This is a genomic window from Microvirga makkahensis (assembly GCF_009830105.1).
GTDB lineage: Bacteria > Pseudomonadota > Alphaproteobacteria > Rhizobiales > Beijerinckiaceae > Microvirga > Microvirga makkahensis.
This window is the reverse complement of record NZ_WURB01000027.1, coordinates 23405-39471: the sequence shown is the minus strand read 5'-3', so window position 1 is coordinate 39471 and position 16067 is coordinate 23405. Positions and strand designations below refer to the sequence as shown.

Sequence of the window (16067 nt, the reverse complement as noted above, 5' to 3'; positions counted from 1 at the left end):
GCTCGTGTTCTGGACCTTCCAAGGATAGCAAAGCCGATAGCAGAGGCTGGCGACGGCAAGATATTGGGTGCGGAGCGATCCGTCATGCCTCCAGCCGATCGTACCGACGGATTGATCCCGTAAAGAGGCCCGCCCGCGAGTCGGAGCGGGCCTCCAGTCCTGAAACGGTGCTTTTCAGGCGAGATCCTAGTCCTCGTCCGCCTCGTCTGGGTCGGTCACGTCGACCAGGAACATGATGTAGGGGCCGTCCTCCTCCTCATCACCGTCTTCCTCGTCGTCGAAATCCGCACCCTCGAACTCGGCCTTTTCCTCTTCGGTTGCAGGCCGCACGTTGAGCGTGGCGAAGCCGTCCCAGATCGGAGCGCCTTCGCTCTCCAGGTATTTGAGGTCTTCCTTGAAGTCCTCGCTCATGAGGAGCTCGCGGGCTTCCTCCTCATCGGCATTGGTAATGGCAATCGGCTTGTCGCTGATTGTAAGCGTGAACATGGTTTTTCCTTTCCTGTCGCCCGCAAGGGATACCCGTTAACGCACGAGCCCTCTCGTTCGAAGCAGGGAACTCCTCACGAGTGCGCAGCCTCGCCTCTGTACACGCTCCAGAGGTGGAATGACATCGCCAAGGTTGAGGCGCAGCCATGGCCGAAACAGCAACCTCCACCAGCATCCGAATGGGGTCCGGCCTTAATGGACGCCCTTCTTCTTCAGCCAGGCCTGCATTTCCGCGATCTCGCGCTCCTGCTCCCGGATGACGTCCGTAGCCCACTTGCGAATCTGCTCGTCCTTCGCGTGCCGCAGGGCGACCTTGGCCATGTCGATGGCCCCCTGATGGTGGGGGATCATGCCTCTGACGAAATCGATGTCCGAGTCGCCGGTATAGGCAATGTCCATGTCGCGATGCATTTTCGCGTTGGCATCGCGGTACGCCTTGGTGGCTGGACTGCCGGCGGTTTGCTGTGTCTGCATCGGCATCGAATGGCCGCTATGGGTGCCTTGCGCCGCTGCGAGGCCGGGCAGGGCCGCGAAGCCTGCCGCAATGATCAGAGAGCGTACAATCATCTTCAATGTCCTTGTTGGTGGCTGGAACGAATAGCGCGCGTCTGGTTCAGAACGGAGCCAGGGACAGCTCCAGCGGTTGCTGGAGACAGGCTTGGCCGGGTATCCGGCGTTTTCGAGCGCCCTAAGCAGCGATGCGTCGGACTTCTCCGAGTCGTTGAAATCATACTCTTTCGAGTTCACTCTCGATAAGTGCCTGCTGGTCGAGCTTTTGGATCGCTCTCGTGAGGGCCCCTGGGCAGCCGCCGCAGGTCATCCCGGGAACACGGACGTGATGCATGACATTATTCCTCACGAATCGGATCCTGACCTTCTAGGCCTTCCCATCGGGGCAAGGTCAAGCGAGGGGCGGCAAAGCCCCGGTGGGACCTTCGCGAGGATCAGCGTCGCGGCCACAACCGGAAAATGCCCGTTCTGCTCCATCGTCGCTATTCCACGCTTTGTTGATAAGTTTATATGGCTCAGGCAGCTTTGCTGCGGAGAATCGCAAACCGTGAGACTTGCAGGTCTTTGAACTGAGGTTGGAAAGGCAATGAGGATCGTAACCCATAGCGGGACATTCCATGCGGATGACGTGTTCGCATCTGTCATTCTGCGTGCCGCCCTTGGGGATTTCGATTTCATCCGCACCCGCGATGCGGCTCTGATCGCCACTGCCGATTTGGTATTCGACGTGGGCGGGGTGTATGCCCCTGCCAGGAAGCGGTACGATCACCACATGCGCGACCTGCCGCGCCGGGAGGACGGTACGCCTTATAGTTCCGTTGGCCTGATCTGGCGTGATTACGGCCGGGCTGCCCTGCCTCGTTTTGTACCCGGCATCGAGGAGAGCATGCTGGATTCCGTCTGGCACGATGTGGATGCGGGCATCGTACTCCCGATCGACCAGGCGGATAACGGCATCGCGACGGCAAGCCCCAGCCATCTCGCCTTGCTGATCGAGGCCTTCAACCCGACCTGGGACAGCATCCAAACCTATGATGAGGCTTTCTCGGAGGCGGCGGGTCTGGCCCACGGCGTTCTGCAGCGGGCCTGCCGCCAAGCCTACGCGGAGGCCAAGGCCGCCTCATTCGTGCTGACGGCGGCCGGGGCGGCGAAGACCCCCCAGAAGAACCCTCATGTGATTGTGCTCGATCGCAAGCTCCCGTGGGAGAAGGCGGTGTTCGAGAATGGCCTGACGGATCTGCTGTTCGTGATCTATCCGAACGAGGATTCGACGTCCTGGTATTGCCGCACGATCCCGCCGGAGCCGAATTCCTTCGGCCAGAGACTGTCGCTTCCCGAGTCCTGGCGCGGATTGCAGGAGGAGGCCTTCTCCAAGGCCGCCGGCATTTCGGACGGAGTATTCTGCCATCCAAGCGGCTTTATCTGCGGGGCCCGTTCACAGGCTTCCGCCATTCGCTTGGCAGAGCAGGCGATTGCGGCCGGCCAGGCGGCTGAGGCAATCTGACCGTCGTCCCCGAGGCCGCTTGGCGGCCGGGCGGAGCCACTTCCCATGTTCTTGACCCAGCAGGACATCATCGAACTCACCGAGTGGCGGCGCGGACTTCACCGCACCCCCGAAATCTCGGGAGAAGAGGCTGGAACCGCTCGAACGGTTCAGGCTCTGCTCGCCTCGGCTGGGGCCGACCGGACCGTCACGGGAATCGGCGGACACGGGGTCGCAGGCGTTTTCGAAGGCGGTCAGCCCGGTCCGACGCTGATGTTCCGCGCCGAGCTCGACGCCCTGCCCATCCAGGAAATCTCCGAAGCGCCGCATCGGTCGCAGATCCCCGGCAAGGCCCATCTTTGCGGGCATGACGGACATATGGCAATTCTTGCCGCTCTCGCCCGAGGTCTGGGCCGTCAGCGCCCCCGGCGCGGCCGTGTTGTCCTGCTTTTCCAGCCGGCGGAGGAAACCGGCGCCGGGGCCGCTGGGGTGGCGGCTGACCCGAAATTCCGCGAGATCGCACCGGATTTCGTGTTCGCTCTTCACAACCTTCCTGGCATGGCCTTCGGCAAGGTGGCGTTGGTCGAGGGGCCGGTCAGTTGCGCTTCGCGCGGCATGCGCATCGTCCTCAGAGGAAAAACGGCTCATGCCTCGATGCCCGAAACAGGGCTCTCACCGGTCAATGCCATAGCTCGTCTGATGCCGGCGCTCACCGCCCTCGGGAGCGGCGGCCCCATGGACGAGAAATTCGCGATGGTCACGATCACGCATGCCCGAATCGGAGAACCTGCTTTCGGGATCGCGCCCGCCCACGGGGAGGTCTGGGCGACGCTGCGCACCCTCACCGATGCAGGGATGGACGACCTCGTCGTGAAGGCCGAGCACCTGGCGACCGAAGCGGCCCGCGCGAGCGGCTTGTCCCTCGACGTTACATACAGTGACGTCTTCCGGCATTGCGAGAACGCGCCCGAGGCGGTGGCTCATCTGCGCCGCGCCCTCGATGCCGAAGGGGTGGCGCATGATCGGGGCGACCTGCCCATGCGGCCCTCGGAGGATTTCGGGCATCTCGGGAGCAACGCTCCGGCTGCGATGTTCTTCCTCGGGGCAGGCGAGCGCCACGCGGCCCTTCACAATCCCGATTACGACTTCCCGGACGAGTTGATCGGCATTGGCGCGCGTGTATTCATGCGCACGCTGCGGGATCTGCTGGGTTAGGCCTGGAGGGCCTAACCCGCTGTTTCTCAGGAGCGTTTCGGAATTTCCAGACCGCGCTGCACGGCCGGACGCGCAAGGCCGCGCTCCAACCAGGCGGGAACGTTCTCAAGCGTATCGTATTCGACAAGCTCCCGTGCGCCATAGAAACCGATGAGATTGCGCACCCAGCCGAGAAGGGAGATGTCGGCGATGCTGTATTCGCCGCCCATGATCCATTGGCGGCCATCGAGGCGCTTTTCCAGAACTCCGAGCAGACGCTTCGTCTCCGAGCGATAACGCTCGAGCGGCCGTTTGTCTTCGATTTCGCGTCCCGCGAATTTGTGGAAGAAGCCGAGCTGGCCGAACATCGGGCCGACGGCGGCCATCTGGAAGAACACCCATTGAACGGTTTCGTAGCGGAGCGCCGGATCCCGCGGAAGGAACTCGCCGCTCTTTTCAGCAAGGTAGAGGAGGATCGCGCCGGACTCGAAGAGGCCCAAGGGTTTCCCTCCCGGCCCTTCGGGATCGATGATGGCCGGGATCTTGCCGTTGGGATTGAGAGACAGGAACTCCTCGGTCCAGGTTTCGTCCGCGCCGATATCGATCCTGTGCGGCTCATAGGGGAGGCCGATCTCCTCCAGCATGATCGACACCTTCACGCCGTTGGGCGTGGGGGACGAATAGAGCTGCAGCCGGTCGGGATGGGCTGCGGGCCAGCGCCGGGTGATCGGGAAAGCCGAGAGATCTGTCATGAAGTGCTCCAATCGTCAGGGCCGTTGATTGAACCGGGCCTCCTTTGAGCTGTTAACCGGAGATCTGATTCAGCGGAAGGGACGCGGCACCGCTCGTAACGATGCCGGTCCGGTTTCGTGGGCGGCCTGCTCGGCATCGTTCCTGCGAAGCCCGCGAAGGTCCGAATGGCAAGCACGGGTGGCGTCATCATGGAAGATCCGACCACAAAATATCCGAAACCTCCGTTTCCCTCCCAGTCGCAGCCATGGCCTGGATTGGCGAGCAAGATGGACCCGCGTCCCGATCATGGCGAGACCACCTACAAGGGCTCCGGCCGCCTTCAAGGGCGCAAGGCGCTGATCACCGGAGGCGATTCCGGCATGGGACGAGCGGCGGCGATCGCCTATGCCCGTGAAGGCGCCGATGTCGCAATCAGCTATCATCCCGACGAGGAGCCCGATGCCCGCGAGGTGATCGATCTCATCGAGAGGGAGGGGCGGATCGCGGTCGCCCTGCCAGGCGATATCCGCGACGAAGCCTTGTGCTCGCGGATCGTGGCCGATGCTGTCCGTGAGCTCGGCGGTCTCGATATCCTCGTCAACAATGCCAGCCGGCAGCAACAGCGCCAGTCGCTCCTGGACATGACGACGGAGGATTTCGATGCGACGATGAAGACCAACATCTACGCCATGTTCTGGATCACCAAGGCGGCGCTGCCGCATCTGAAGCCGGGATCGGTGATCATCCAGACCACCTCGGAGCAGGCTTATGATCCGTCCGCCAATCTGGTCGACTATGCCATGACCAAGGCGGCAATGATGAACTTCTCGAAATCACTCGCCAAACAGCTCGGCCCCAAAGGCATCCGGGTGAACGGCGTCGCGCCCGGTCCGATCTGGACGCCGCTCCAGGTCAGCGGCGGTGCAACGCAGGAAAAGATCCAGCAATTCGGTGGCGACACACCGATGGGACGTCCGGGCCAGCCTGCTGAACTCGCCTCGATCTATGTCCAGCTGGCAGCAGCCGACGCAAGCTATGCGACAGGTCAGGTCTATGGGGCAGCCGGTGGCAGCGGGCAGCCGTAGATCCCTTGCAGCCGGGAAGGGAGCTTCAATCCTTTTCCTTGAACAGCAAGGTCGTGTTCCCGCCGATGCCGCTTGAGGCGACGGGGCGCTTGGATGCGAGCAGCGTCTCCGCCTGAGGCGACGGGAAGCGGCTCTGATAAATCTCGAGCCAGGCGATGCGTGAACTCGGCACGGTGCCGTCGCCCCGATATGGCTCCTGCTCGGAACCGGTCGCCTTCTCGAAGAAAGAGGGGTCGGAGAAGGATTCGACCACGCGCCCGACGAGTCGGGACAGGGCCTTATCATTCTCCGCATAGAGGTCGATGCCCTGCGTCCTTGCGAGCTCTGCGGTCGCGATCAGCGGCTCTGCGGCAAAGGTGTGGTAGTCGCGGGCACGCTTCGCACGCCTGAGCTCCAGCGGCAGAGTGCCGTCCTTGGTGATCTGTCCGATTCCGATCCGCGCGCTGTCCGCTCCCCATTTGATCAGCTTCTCGTCGCCGCTTGCGATGCCGGCGGCGATGGCGCTCAGACCGCTCCAGTAGCGGTGGTTGTTCCGGCCCGAAACGCCATCGTTCCTGTTCATGGCATCCGCCACCTGGTGCCCCAGCCTGTTGAGCCAGACTTCGACGCGTTTCTTCTGGTCGTCGGGCAGCCCCGGCGCGTTGCGGATCTGCAGATACGCCAATGCGATACCGCCCACCGCCTGGCCCTGGTTGTGGCTCGCTTGCCTCGACCGCATCTCGGTGAGCGCATTCGCCTTGGCCCACGTGTCGAGCCAAGTGAGCGCGCAGGCAGCGGCTGCGGTGTTCCTCGGTTCCGACTTCGCATAGGCGTTGGAGATCTTCACCAGAGCCCTCCCGTAGTTGCGCAGGGGCTCCACGGCTTCCGAATAGGCTTCTTCCGCTTCCTCGTCGATGGTCGAGCGGGAGGCATCGTCCTGCCTGTATTTGCTCTTCACGTCGAGCGTGATCAGGGGCTCGCCCGGCGTCTCGCAATCGTATCGCGGCGTCTTCTGCAGATTGTCCGGTGCAGGGGCGGGGATCAGGTAGCCCACGCCCTGGGCTTTTGCTCCGGGTACGGATAGCAAAAGGCCGAGGGCGGCAAAGCCAAGCAAGCCCCACAGCTTGACATCGTGGATGCGCTGCAGGGCTGCGTGTCCTTTGGCGCGTCGTGGATCGCTCATGGTCCCGGTCCCCTCTCGACCATGAACTAGTCCGGGAGGGGCGCGATGCAAGATCAGCCCGAGGATCGAGAAATGGGCAAGTGATCCGCCATGGCCATGAGCGGCAGTTGCTTTCTCTCATGCGGGCGCGACCGGACTCGCAAAGCAGGAATTTCATGTTAGCACACCCCTATGGTGCGAGGCCGTCCCTGTTTCCCGAGCAAGAGAATAATGATACATCTTTCCATGTCGACAGCAGGAAGCGGCTCACGGGTCGAGCTGGCCGCATATGGACGCTCATGGCTCGTGCACGCCATCGCCGGTTTCCTGGCGCTTGTTCTGAGCGCCTGCGCGAGCCGGCCGGGACCTGAGGTCCTGACGCCTGTCGCGGCGACGGTCCCCGGTGCCCGGACGGTCACCGTCTATGTGGCGACGACTCGCGAGAGAGCCTCGCCGGGGCGGAATGTCTTCACGACGGAGCGATCGGCCAGGCTCAACTATGCTGAATTCTCGATCTCGATCCCGCCTGGGCACAAGGCGGGCGAGATCGAGTGGCCCGGTTCCACCCCGGACCCGGCCACCAGCTTCGCCACTATCCGCCAGACGGTTCTGGACGAAGAAACGTTTCGCAGAAGAGTCGGGAGCCGGGCGGGACGGAGGCATGACGTGGGCGTCTTCGTCCACGGATACAACACCAGCTTCCAGGAGGCCCTGTTCCGCCTCGCCCAATTGAGCGCCGATTCGCAGCTGGATACGGTGCCGGTGCTGTTCGCCTGGCCGTCCGAGGCCGCTATCACCGGCTATGTGGCGGATAGGGAAGGCGTAACCTATTCGCGGGACTATCTCGCCCAGGTCCTTTCAATGCTGACGCGGGAGCGCTCCGTGCGGAACGTGGCCGTGATCGGGCATAGCATGGGGGGATGGCTGACGATGGAGACCTTGCGCCAACTGCGCCTTCAGGGGAGGGGCGATGTGCTTGCGCGCCTTCAGGTTGTTCTCGCTGCTCCCGATATCGACCTCGACGTGTTCCGAACCCAGGTGGCGGCGGTCGGCCGAATGTCGCCCCCGCTGACCATCCTGGTCTCGAAGGATGACTGGGCGCTGGCGGCCTCAAGCCGCCTGTCCGGCGGCCGCGAGAGGGTCGGCACGCTCGACGTGGAGGATGTCCGGGTCCAGGCCATCGCCCGGCAGGAGGGCCTGCGGGTCGTGGACATCTCAACGCTCACGGCTCCCGATGCTTTCAATCACGACCGCTTCGTGAGCTTCGCGGCGGTGTATTCCGCAGTGGCGCCCCGAGGCGGCTCCGGTGACCCACTGCGCCAGGCCGGGGCTTTCGTGTTCAATGCAGCCGGAACGGTTCTCTCGACGCCGTTCACCCTCGTCGGACAGGCTCTGGCCGGTGAGCCGATCCGTTAGAGCTTCGGCCCGGTGGTCCGCCCGGATCGGCCGCGAACGGCAGGCGGAGATGTCGTATGATGGTTTTCTTTCCCTAGGGCGGGCCAGTCCGCCCGATGCATGCTCAAGGATCTGATTTTCGCCATGACGAACCGGCAGAACCGCAGCGAAGCCCTTACGTCCCCGTCGGTAGCGCGGAACCGCGACCCGATCCTGAACGTCCTCGGGCGGATCCTCCCGCAGAGCGGGACAGTTCTGGAGATTGCGAGCGGAACCGGTGAACATGCCGCGTACTTTGCTGCGGCATTGCCGCACCTAACATGGCAGCCCACCGATCAGGACGACTCGGCCCTGAAAAGCATTGCCGCGCATCGGGCCGCTTCCGGGTTGCCCAATCTTCTTGCACCTCTGAGACTGAATGCCGCCTCCCCGGACTGGCCCGTGGAGCGGGCCGACGCTCTGGTGGCGATCAACATGGTCCACATCTCTCCCTGGCGGGCGACACAGGGGCTGATGGCTGGGGCGGGGCGCCTTCTGTCGTCGGGCGGCGTGCTCTATCTCTATGGCGCCTACAAGGAGAGTGGCGCGCATACCGCTCCCAGCAACGAAGTTTTCGATGCCGATCTCCGACGCCGCAATCCGGAATGGGGCGTGCGCGACCTGGAAGCGGTGGCGGAACTCGCGCGCGCTTACGGGCTGGAGTTGGTCGAGCGCATTCCGATGCCTGCCAACAACCTGAGCCTCGTTTTCCGACGGTAAGGGGCGGGGGCAGGGGGCTCCTTCCGATCGCGTCTGTCTTAGAGACGGGCAGCCTGGAGTGCGTGGCTGGCGCGGCTGTCCTGGTCGTGGGGGCCGGGTCCGATCGGGCCGAAATCACCGCGCAGCGCCTTCAGCGCATACCGCTCGGTATCGATCTCGCGCGCTGTGCGGAAGCCGAGCCGCCGCAGGATCGGAAGTGGCGGGCACCAGCCGTGCACCGCGTGCTGGAACAGGAACGCCGTTACCATTGCGGGGAGGGCCAGCCAGCGCTTGTCCACCGTGGCCCCGAGCACCACGCCCGTGAAGGCCAAGGTCGAGGCATTCGCCTCCAGCGTCCGTTCGACATCCCATTCCCGGTCGAGCTCTTGCAGCCTGCGGTCGATCCCCTCGGGGTGAGCCGCATGCCAGCGAACGCTCGCGGCGATCTCATGCATGACGGCCCGATTCGCGGCCGCACTGGTATGCCTCCGGACGCGCTCGACGGTGCTCGCAACCATGGCTCGGCTCCTGCAACAACGGATGCAACGGTGCGTTGGCGCCGAGGTTCCACGTCGGCCAGCCTGTCGTCCGACCCCTTGCGCGAACATAAGATTATGCTAAATTAGATATGGCTCATATATTACAGGTTTGCGCATGCCCGTATGAAAATCGAGCCTGAGGCAATTGGGAGCCCGACGATCCGGTGCGTCATCGCAGAGCTGCGCATCGCTCACCTCGTCGCAGTCCCCTTCAGCCTGCACCGCAAGCAGGCGAAAGTCGAGAAGCCCGTCGGCGGCCGTGGTCAGACCGCGCGCCGTTGCAAAGCCCTTCGGGACTCCGTCCGTTAGAAACAGGAGCAGCAGCAATGTCCACTCAGTCTTCGTCGCCCTTGCGTGGCCGCCCCATCGTGAAGGGCTTCTATGAGAAGCGCACCGGCAGTGTCCAGTACGTGGTCGCCGATCCCGAGACGAAGAGATGCGCGATCATCGACCCGGTCCTCGACTTCGATCCGAAGTCCGGCGCGACGGCAACGATTCAGGCTGACGAACTCCTCGCCCATATCGAGCGCGAAGGCTGCATCCTGGAGTGGATCCTCGATACGCATCCTCATGCCGACCATTTCTCGGCGGCAGGCTACCTGAAGGACAGGACGGGCGTACCCACCGCTATCGGCGAGAGGGTGGTCGAGGTCCAGAAGCTCTGGAAGGGCGTTTACAACTGGCCCGACAGCTTTCCGGCCGACGGATCGCAATGGGACAAGCTCTTGGCCGATGGGGAGCGCTTCCGGATCGGCAACATGGACGTGGAGGTGATGTTCACGCCGGGTCACACGCTCGCCTCGATAGCATACGTGGTCGGCAATGCGGCCTTCATCCACGACACGATCTTCATGCCCGACAGCGGCACGGCCCGCGCCGACTTCCCTGGCGGATCGGCCAAGGCGCTGTGGAACAGCATCCAGCGCATCATGGCCCTGCCGGACGAGACGCGCCTGTTCACCGGACACGATTACCAGCCGGGCGGGCGTGAACCGAAGTGGGAAAGCACGGTGGCGCAGCAGCGGCGGGAGAACAAGCACCTGGTGAAGGCGAAGACCGAAGAGGAGTTCGTGGCCCTGCGCGAGGCGCGGGATCGCGAGTTGCCGATGCCGAGGCTCATCCTGCATTCGCTCCAGGTGAACATCCGCGGCGGGCGCCTGCCGGAGCCGGAGGGCAACGGCAAACGCTACCTTAAGATCCCCCTCGATGCGTTCCCGGGAGCGCCGTGGGACGAATGACGGGGCCGACGGTAACGACGAAGGGAGCCGGGGTAGTCGTAGCGCGGCTCGCCAGCGGCTTCGGAGCCGTCAAACAGGTGAGCGTTCCGGGCGGAAGAGACTTCCTGAATCAGTTCCGGCGAGATCGCTCAACCTTGGTGTTCGGCCACCCGATGGGCGATGCGGTTCAGGTGATGATCCCTGATTCCGAACCCTTCTAGGCCGTGGATCGTATCGAAGAGATAGTCCCGGCAGGAACCGAGAGCGCCGCAGGCGGTGGCGATAACGCGGGCGGTCTCGGCCTCGGAGGTGGGACGCACATAATTCCGGGCGTTGCGGTTGATGGTGAAGGCGATTCCGGACGTGCCGAAGGGCACGTCCGGCCCGTGCAGCTTGACCCAGCGCGGCACATAGGAGCCCGTCACCATCTCGCGTCGCCACACCAGCTCGAGCTCGGCCTCCGCCTCGGCGCGCGCGACGCGAAACGCCACGCCCCGGCAGGAGCCGCCGCGGTCGAGGCCGAGGACCAGGCCGGGGTTCTCCGGTGTCCCGCGACCGATGGGAGTGGACAGACAGAATTCGCGATGCCAGCCCCGGATCAGGACGGGCTTGCGCTCGACATAGTGAAAGGCCGGGTTCCAGATCAGCGAACCATAGGCGAACAGCCAGACGTCGCCCGAGACAGGCTGCGCGGCGAGGGTCGCCTTGAGGGATGCGCGTCGTTCATCGTCGCTCATGACGGGCAGGTCGATCCCGGCTCGGGTGATCATCTCATGGACGAAGCCGTCCTGGAGCGCTTCTCGGGTCAGGCGATGAGGCCGCTTCGACGCGGTCGATCCTTCCATTCCAATCTCCACGCGTGTGACTATCTGCACGATCGCGAGGGGCCTGTCTCCTCGGATCGCAATCGGTACCGGACGATATGTAAGTCTTGAAGAGGCGGCATGTTCATGCCGGTGTCGCATGACAGCGTCACGCCCCGTGCGCTTGTTCTGGCCGCTCCATGGGATCGTCTGTTTCGCAGCGACTATTCCGCAACGAGACGGCTGATTGCAGCCGCCAAAGCCTCGCGGGAGATCTCGCCGACATGGGTGGAGCGGAGCTTTCCGTCAGCTCCGATGGAGAGCGTCCCCGGCAGGCCGGGCATCGCATAGTGGCGTGCCACGTCCTGGCGAGAGTCCAGGAGGAGGTTCGGCAGCATGAGATTCTGGCTGGCGAGATACGCCTCGATGGCCGCGCGCCGTTCCCCCTGATCCACGAACAGGTACGTGACGTCCTTCGGTGCCGCGGCCGCCTCCGCCATCATCGGCATCTCGCGCCGGCAGGACGGGCACCCGCTCGCCCACAGGCTCACCACCACGGGCTTGCCGGCGAACGCCGTCAGGGAGGCGCCTCGCTTCCCCCGATGATCTCCAGCCTGCTGTTCGGCATTGGCGTGGACGTCGTGGCGTTGGTCAGGTGCCACAGGACGTTCCAGGTAAACACCGCAATGGCGAGGCCGCTGGCCGCTCCGGTAGCGACACGGCGCGTGCGCACCAGGACCAGCAAAATCAGCGCAACCCCCGCGGCACCCCAAGGCCAGGAGAAGCCGCCCTGTCACACTGCGAAGATTCGCCAGGGCTCCACTGCGAAGCCTGCGGCATTCTCGAGCACATGGCCGGGACGGGCGGCGATCGGGCCCGTGACGAGGGCCCAGGTCGACCATGGCCCGCGGCGTCGATCCAGTTGGGGGGGACAGGATCGACGTCGCGACCATGAGGACGCCGGTGCCGACGATGGCCGCGAGGCGGTCACCGGCGAATATGAGGGGACCCATGGAAACGGGCGGCATGGAAATTCCGGCTCGCTATTCAGCGTAAGGCGGTCTTAAGGGCGGCCCGCGATCTTCTCCGTCCTCCTTCCGGCAGGACGCTCCAGCCGCCGGGCACGCGCGCGTGAGCGCCTGCCGGCTTGCCCGAAAAGCACCGCCTTCCTATATGGATGCCCTGCGAGGACGACCTCCCCCATCTGGGCATTCCCGCGGGACGACCCGCCCTTCCCGTTGGGGGACTGAACCATGCGCACGACCCGTGACCGGATCCGGCACGCCATCACGTTCGAGTTCGTCGGCCTTGCCCTCGTCACGCCGCTCGCGGCGTGGGCCTTTGGTGTGCCCGTGGCCGATATGGGCGTCGTCGGGGCCGGCGCCGCGACCCTCGCGACGATCTGGAACTACGTCTATAACCTGGGCTTCGATGCGGCCATGCAGCGCCTGACCGGCGGCACACGGAAGAGCGTTCCCGTCCGTGTCCTGCACGCCGTCCTGTTCGAGGCGGGGCTGCTGATCGTGCTGATGCCCCTCATCGCGTGGTATCTCGGAATCAGCCTCCAGCAGGCCTTCCTCATGGATGTGGCCTTCGCCGTTTTCTACATGGTCTACGCTTTCGTGTTCAATTGGGTCTACGACCGGGTGTTCCCGCTGCCCGCTTGGCAGGATGCCTCACGCGCCGGACCGGCCGCCTCCTGAGCGGCCGCCGCGAATTCTCCGCTTCCGCCGAACGGACCCCTGCGAGGGGTCCTCGCAGGGGCGCGCCTCACGCAACGCGAACGATGGTGTGTCTTTTTCGCCCTGCCGCCAGGGTCAGCGCATTGCTGCGCAGATCGTCCATGGTCGCGACGGCATTCTCGTCGCCGACGGCCTCGCCGTTCAGCTTGGCGCCTCCGCCCCTGATGAGGCGGCGCCCTTCGCTTTTCGACGAGGCGAGCCCCGCGCGATGAAGCAGGGCCGCGACGGGCACGCCCGCCTCCAGCTCCGCCCGGGGCAGGTCGATGCTTGGGAGCCCCTCGGGGGACGCGCCCTCCGCGAAGGTACGGCGAGCGGTCTCCTCTGCCGCCTGGGCCGCCTCGTCTCCATGGGCGAGCCGGGTCACCTCGGTGGCGAGGATCCGCTTCGCCTCGTTGATCTCCGAGCCCTGAAGTCTGCCGAGACGCAGCGCTTCTTCGAGCGGCAGCTCGGTGAAGAGGCGCAGGAAGCGCGCGACGTCGTCGTCCTCGGTATTGCGCCAGAACTGCCAGAACTCATAGGGACTCAGCCGGTCCGCGTTGAGCCAGACGGCGCCGCCGGCGGTCTTGCCCATCTTGGCACCGGACGAGGTGGTGAGAAGCGGCGTGGTGAGCCCGAAGAGCTGGCACTGGTCGATGCGCCGGGCGAGCTCGATGCCGTTGATGATGTTGCCCCACTGATCCGAGCCGCCCATCTGCAGCGCGCATCCGTGGCGGCGCGACAGCTCCAGGAAGTCGAAGGCCTGAAGCACCATGTAGTTGAACTCCAGCAGCGTCAGCGGCTGCTCGCGCTCGAGCCTCTGACGCACGCTGTCGAAGCTCAGCATCCGGTTGATCGTGAAATGGGTGCCGAAATCGCGCAGGAACGGCAGGTAGCGCAGCGGGTCGAGCCAGTCGGCATTATCCACCATCACGGCATCGGTCGGGCCATCACCGAACGTGAGGTAGCGCGAGAAGACCTGTTTCAGCCCAGCGATGTTCTTTGCGATCTGCTCATCGTCGAGCAGCGGACGGCTGGTGTCACGGAAGCTCGGATCGCCGATCCGCGTGGTTCCTCCCCCGATCAGGATGACGGGCTTGTGCCCCGTCCTCTGGAGCCAGCGCAGGGTCATGATCGGCAGCAGGTGGCCCGTATGCAGACTGTCCGCCGTGGCGTCGAAGCCGACATAGGCTGGGACGATGCCGGCCGAGAGCCTCCCATCGAGGCCTGCAAGATCGGTGCATTGATGGATGAAGCCGCGTTCCGTCAGCGTCTTCAGAAATTCGGATGTCGGGGTGCTCATATCTGTCTCCTAGAGCTTGGCGGGAGCCGCTGCCCGGAGACCTGATCACCATATGAAGATGCCGCCGGAGAGCGGCGGCATCGAACGTTTGGTCGCAACCGAACGGAGCCGCCCTATGGGGACGGCGTATAATAGTTCACGAAACTGGTGCGACCGGTGATCATGCCCCCAGATCTACCGGTTCGCACCGGCCGGGTCAATGCAAACCGAACGCGGCGGAACGGATGCCGCCACGCTCACCTTGCGTGATCCCCTTGCCGGAGCTGCGCGGAAGCGAGCCGGTCGAATGACGTGCAGGGGCGCGCAGGGGAATGTCATCGCCACACCCACCCACGTCCTCCCCGGCCTTGCACCGGTGATCCCGTTCCGGTCAAGCGCGTGCTCTTCGCAGGGGGATGCCCGGACGGGCCCGGCTCTGACTGTGGAAGGTGATGCGGAAGGAGGGTGCCTCCGTGGATGCCGAACGGGACGCCGCTCGCCCATTGACCCTTCACTCCCGTTGCGTGTTACCTCGTCCCCGGAGCCGGGCGCACTCGGCTCCGGGGCGTGAGAACCCATCCAGACCCTCTGGCTCGTCGCCATTCCCGTCTCCGTTTCGCTCAAGCACCGGCACGCGTCGACATCCGTTTTGGCCGCTTCGCGCCTGAGGACATGTTGATGGTCACGTCGGCGCGAAGGCGCCTCTTCAACGCCCCTTCATCGATCCCGACGCCTTCGCGAATGTCGGTGGCACGCCTCGTGTTGCCGTCAAGGCTGGCGTTGAAGAGGCGTGACGGATCTTCCAGCGATGCGCCCTTGGCGAAGGTAGGGGCGCCGTGATCCAGGCAGCGCACCGCCGACCGGGTCTCCTCCACATTCACCAGCACCGACAAGTAGCCACGTGTGTCCGACCTTCGACCGAAGAAGGACTGGCGACGTTTCAGGATCGCTGCCACGACCTCCTCTGCCAGGCAGTCTGCCTGCTTGGCCGCCTTCGGAGTGGTGGCAAGTCCCTCCAACGGTGCCATAACCGGTTCGTCATCAGCTCGGGTGAGGTGTGTGCTTGTCTTCGCATCGGGCTGTGCCAGAGCTGGCGATCGAGGCCGGCCGCCGGAGGGCTACGACCGCGCCCATTCTGTTCTGTCGTATCCCTCAACGAAGAGGCCGGTAACACGTCCCTCAGCATCCTCGATCGGCCGGTAGACGAAATCGATGATGTGCTCCTCGAGTGCGTCGCCCGGCTTGGGCCGGAACATGATCGGCATCATGCGGCCGACGAACGGCTTTCTGGTCTGGTACACATGCGACAGAAGTTCGTAGTAGCCTTGTCCCCTTAGCTCCGGGAGCGCTTGCCGGACCGGCAGTCCCACAAGCTCCCGGCTGCCGACGAGCCTGAAGTACGGGTCGTTGGCGGCGACAAAGGTAAATTCTGGGCCTTGCAGAACCGACCTGAACGCCCTGAAGGTAGGGATCGACATGACGCTGACCTCCTGTGAGTTCATGAGAAGGTCACGTGCGCGGCCAAGCTCCTCCGCCACCACAAGGGAGCTGATCTTGCGGGAGGCCGTGACCTCCCTGTGCTCATCAAGTGCCTCGATGGCAGCGTGGGCATCGCGCCGAAATCTTTCCTTCAGCGCCTCCGGCTCGCGGTCCCAGTCGCGCACGGCATCCTGCACGTCGTAGAATGCCTTGGCCACCGCTTCGACTTCATCCTTCGCCATGGGGGCCTCCGACCGTTCAAGCA

18 protein-coding genes are annotated in these 16067 nt (G+C 64.4%); 7 read left to right on the top strand and 11 right to left on the bottom strand.

The window, feature by feature from the left end:
- Positions 1–186: 186 nt before the first annotated feature.
- The 3 genes from GR328_RS22435 to GR328_RS28655 all read right to left on the bottom strand — a co-directional run bounded on the left by GR328_RS22435 (position 187) and on the right by GR328_RS28655 (position 1330).
- Positions 187–486 (bottom strand): hypothetical protein, encoded by a 300-nt coding sequence (locus GR328_RS22435; protein WP_160887820.1) that lies wholly within the window; start codon positions 484–486, stop codon positions 187–189.
- Between the two features lie 192 nt (positions 487–678).
- Positions 679–1053 carry a CopM family metallochaperone gene (copM, locus tag GR328_RS22430; RefSeq protein ID WP_160887818.1) on the bottom strand — a complete coding sequence of 125 codons (375 nt, stop codon included), beginning with the start codon at positions 1051–1053 and terminating at the stop codon, positions 679–681.
- A gap of 160 nt (positions 1054–1213) precedes the next feature.
- The gene (locus tag GR328_RS28655; protein ID WP_160887816.1) at positions 1214–1330 is read right to left on the bottom strand and encodes a cation transporter; all 117 of its coding nucleotides are present in this window, start codon (positions 1328–1330) and stop codon (positions 1214–1216) included.
- 252 nt (positions 1331–1582) lie between these two features.
- On the opposite strand from GR328_RS28655, the gene GR328_RS22420 reads away from it, so the two are divergent.
- Entirely contained in the window at positions 1583–2500 is a 918-nt protein-coding gene (locus tag GR328_RS22420; RefSeq protein ID WP_160887814.1) for an MYG1 family protein, read from the top strand.
- A gap of 45 nt (positions 2501–2545) precedes the next feature.
- Entirely contained in the window at positions 2546–3694 is a 1149-nt protein-coding gene (locus tag GR328_RS22415; protein WP_160887812.1) for an amidohydrolase, read from the top strand.
- A 26-nt stretch (positions 3695–3720) separates the two neighbouring features.
- Here the strand turns inward: GR328_RS22415 and GR328_RS22410 are convergent, their stop codons facing one another.
- Positions 3721–4425 (bottom strand): glutathione S-transferase N-terminal domain-containing protein, encoded by a 705-nt coding sequence (locus GR328_RS22410; protein WP_160887810.1) that lies wholly within the window; start codon positions 4423–4425, stop codon positions 3721–3723.
- Positions 4426–4590: 165 nt separating this feature from the next.
- Between GR328_RS22410 and GR328_RS22405 the strand changes: the two genes are divergently transcribed.
- Entirely contained in the window at positions 4591–5490 is a 900-nt protein-coding gene (locus GR328_RS22405) for an SDR family oxidoreductase (protein ID WP_246216038.1), read from the top strand.
- Positions 5491–5515: 25 nt separating this feature from the next.
- Here the strand turns inward: GR328_RS22405 and GR328_RS22400 are convergent, their stop codons facing one another.
- The gene (locus GR328_RS22400; protein WP_160887808.1) at positions 5516–6652 is read right to left on the bottom strand and encodes an alginate lyase family protein; all 1137 of its coding nucleotides are present in this window, start codon (positions 6650–6652) and stop codon (positions 5516–5518) included.
- Positions 6653–6877: 225 nt separating this feature from the next.
- Between GR328_RS22400 and GR328_RS22395 the strand changes: the two genes are divergently transcribed.
- Positions 6878–8047, top strand: a complete 1170-nt coding sequence (locus tag GR328_RS22395; RefSeq protein ID WP_160887806.1) for an alpha/beta hydrolase — start codon at positions 6878–6880, stop codon at positions 8045–8047.
- A gap of 123 nt (positions 8048–8170) precedes the next feature.
- Positions 8171–8785 (top strand): DUF938 domain-containing protein, encoded by a 615-nt coding sequence (locus tag GR328_RS22390; RefSeq protein ID WP_160887804.1) that lies wholly within the window; start codon positions 8171–8173, stop codon positions 8783–8785.
- Positions 8786–8823: 38 nt separating this feature from the next.
- Here the strand turns inward: GR328_RS22390 and GR328_RS22385 are convergent, their stop codons facing one another.
- Positions 8824–9282, bottom strand: coding sequence for a hypothetical protein (locus GR328_RS22385; RefSeq protein WP_160887802.1), 459 nt, complete (start codon positions 9280–9282; stop codon positions 8824–8826).
- A gap of 347 nt (positions 9283–9629) precedes the next feature.
- Here GR328_RS22385 and GR328_RS22380 point away from each other — a divergent pair, with 347 nt between their 5' ends.
- Positions 9630–10541 carry an MBL fold metallo-hydrolase gene (locus tag GR328_RS22380; protein WP_160887800.1) on the top strand — a complete coding sequence of 304 codons (912 nt, stop codon included), beginning with the start codon at positions 9630–9632 and terminating at the stop codon, positions 10539–10541.
- Between the two features lie 128 nt (positions 10542–10669).
- Here the strand turns inward: GR328_RS22380 and GR328_RS22375 are convergent, their stop codons facing one another.
- Both GR328_RS22375 and GR328_RS28380 read right to left on the bottom strand, forming a co-directional pair.
- On the bottom strand, positions 10670–11365 hold the full coding sequence (locus GR328_RS22375) for a gamma-glutamylcyclotransferase (protein WP_160887798.1): 696 nt from the start codon (positions 11363–11365) through the stop codon (positions 10670–10672).
- 182 nt (positions 11366–11547) lie between these two features.
- A complete protein-coding gene (locus tag GR328_RS28380; protein ID WP_160887796.1) occupies positions 11548–11985 on the bottom strand; it encodes a redoxin domain-containing protein in 438 nt (145 codons plus the stop codon).
- Between the two features lie 591 nt (positions 11986–12576).
- On the opposite strand from GR328_RS28380, the gene GR328_RS22365 reads away from it, so the two are divergent.
- Positions 12577–13026 carry a PACE efflux transporter gene (locus GR328_RS22365; RefSeq protein ID WP_160887794.1) on the top strand — a complete coding sequence of 150 codons (450 nt, stop codon included), beginning with the start codon at positions 12577–12579 and terminating at the stop codon, positions 13024–13026.
- Between the two features lie 67 nt (positions 13027–13093).
- Here the strand turns inward: GR328_RS22365 and tyrS are convergent, their stop codons facing one another.
- The 3 genes from tyrS to GR328_RS22350 all read right to left on the bottom strand — a co-directional run bounded on the left by tyrS (position 13094) and on the right by GR328_RS22350 (position 16044).
- Positions 13094–14344 (bottom strand): tyrosine--tRNA ligase, encoded by a 1251-nt coding sequence (gene tyrS / locus GR328_RS22360; protein ID WP_160887792.1) that lies wholly within the window; start codon positions 14342–14344, stop codon positions 13094–13096.
- Positions 14345–14943: 599 nt separating this feature from the next.
- Complete coding sequence (locus tag GR328_RS27690; RefSeq protein ID WP_246216037.1) at positions 14944–15351, bottom strand: hypothetical protein; 408 nt, start codon at positions 15349–15351, stop codon at positions 14944–14946.
- Positions 15352–15441: 90 nt separating this feature from the next.
- Positions 15442–16044 carry a PAS domain-containing protein gene (locus GR328_RS22350; RefSeq protein WP_160887790.1) on the bottom strand — a complete coding sequence of 201 codons (603 nt, stop codon included), beginning with the start codon at positions 16042–16044 and terminating at the stop codon, positions 15442–15444.
- Positions 16045–16067: the final 23 nt, after the last annotated feature.

Coding starts and splice junctions, on each gene's coding strand:
- GR328_RS22435 (WP_160887820.1), bottom strand. CDS start 486: ATGTTCACGCTTACAATCAGCGACAAGCCGATTGCCATTACCAATGCC.
- copM (WP_160887818.1), bottom strand. CDS start 1,053: ATGATTGTACGCTCTCTGATCATTGCGGCAGGCTTCGCGGCCCTGCCC.
- GR328_RS28655 (WP_160887816.1), bottom strand. CDS start 1,330: ATGCATCACGTCCGTGTTCCCGGGATGACCTGCGGCGGCTGCCCAGGG.
- GR328_RS22420 (WP_160887814.1), top strand. CDS start 1,583: ATGAGGATCGTAACCCATAGCGGGACATTCCATGCGGATGACGTGTTC.
- GR328_RS22415 (WP_160887812.1), top strand. CDS start 2,546: ATGTTCTTGACCCAGCAGGACATCATCGAACTCACCGAGTGGCGGCGC.
- GR328_RS22410 (WP_160887810.1), bottom strand. CDS start 4,425: ATGACAGATCTCTCGGCTTTCCCGATCACCCGGCGCTGGCCCGCAGCC.
- GR328_RS22405 (WP_246216038.1), top strand. CDS start 4,591: ATGGCAAGCACGGGTGGCGTCATCATGGAAGATCCGACCACAAAATAT.
- GR328_RS22400 (WP_160887808.1), bottom strand. CDS start 6,652: ATGAGCGATCCACGACGCGCCAAAGGACACGCAGCCCTGCAGCGCATC.
- GR328_RS22395 (WP_160887806.1), top strand. CDS start 6,878: ATGTCGACAGCAGGAAGCGGCTCACGGGTCGAGCTGGCCGCATATGGA.
- GR328_RS22390 (WP_160887804.1), top strand. CDS start 8,171: ATGACGAACCGGCAGAACCGCAGCGAAGCCCTTACGTCCCCGTCGGTA.
- GR328_RS22385 (WP_160887802.1), bottom strand. CDS start 9,282: ATGGTTGCGAGCACCGTCGAGCGCGTCCGGAGGCATACCAGTGCGGCC.
- GR328_RS22380 (WP_160887800.1), top strand. CDS start 9,630: ATGTCCACTCAGTCTTCGTCGCCCTTGCGTGGCCGCCCCATCGTGAAG.
- GR328_RS22375 (WP_160887798.1), bottom strand. CDS start 11,365: ATGGAAGGATCGACCGCGTCGAAGCGGCCTCATCGCCTGACCCGAGAA.
- GR328_RS22365 (WP_160887794.1), top strand. CDS start 12,577: ATGCGCACGACCCGTGACCGGATCCGGCACGCCATCACGTTCGAGTTC.
- tyrS (WP_160887792.1), bottom strand. CDS start 14,344: ATGAGCACCCCGACATCCGAATTTCTGAAGACGCTGACGGAACGCGGC.
- GR328_RS27690 (WP_246216037.1), bottom strand. CDS start 15,351: ATGGCACCGTTGGAGGGACTTGCCACCACTCCGAAGGCGGCCAAGCAG.
- GR328_RS22350 (WP_160887790.1), bottom strand. CDS start 16,044: ATGGCGAAGGATGAAGTCGAAGCGGTGGCCAAGGCATTCTACGACGTG.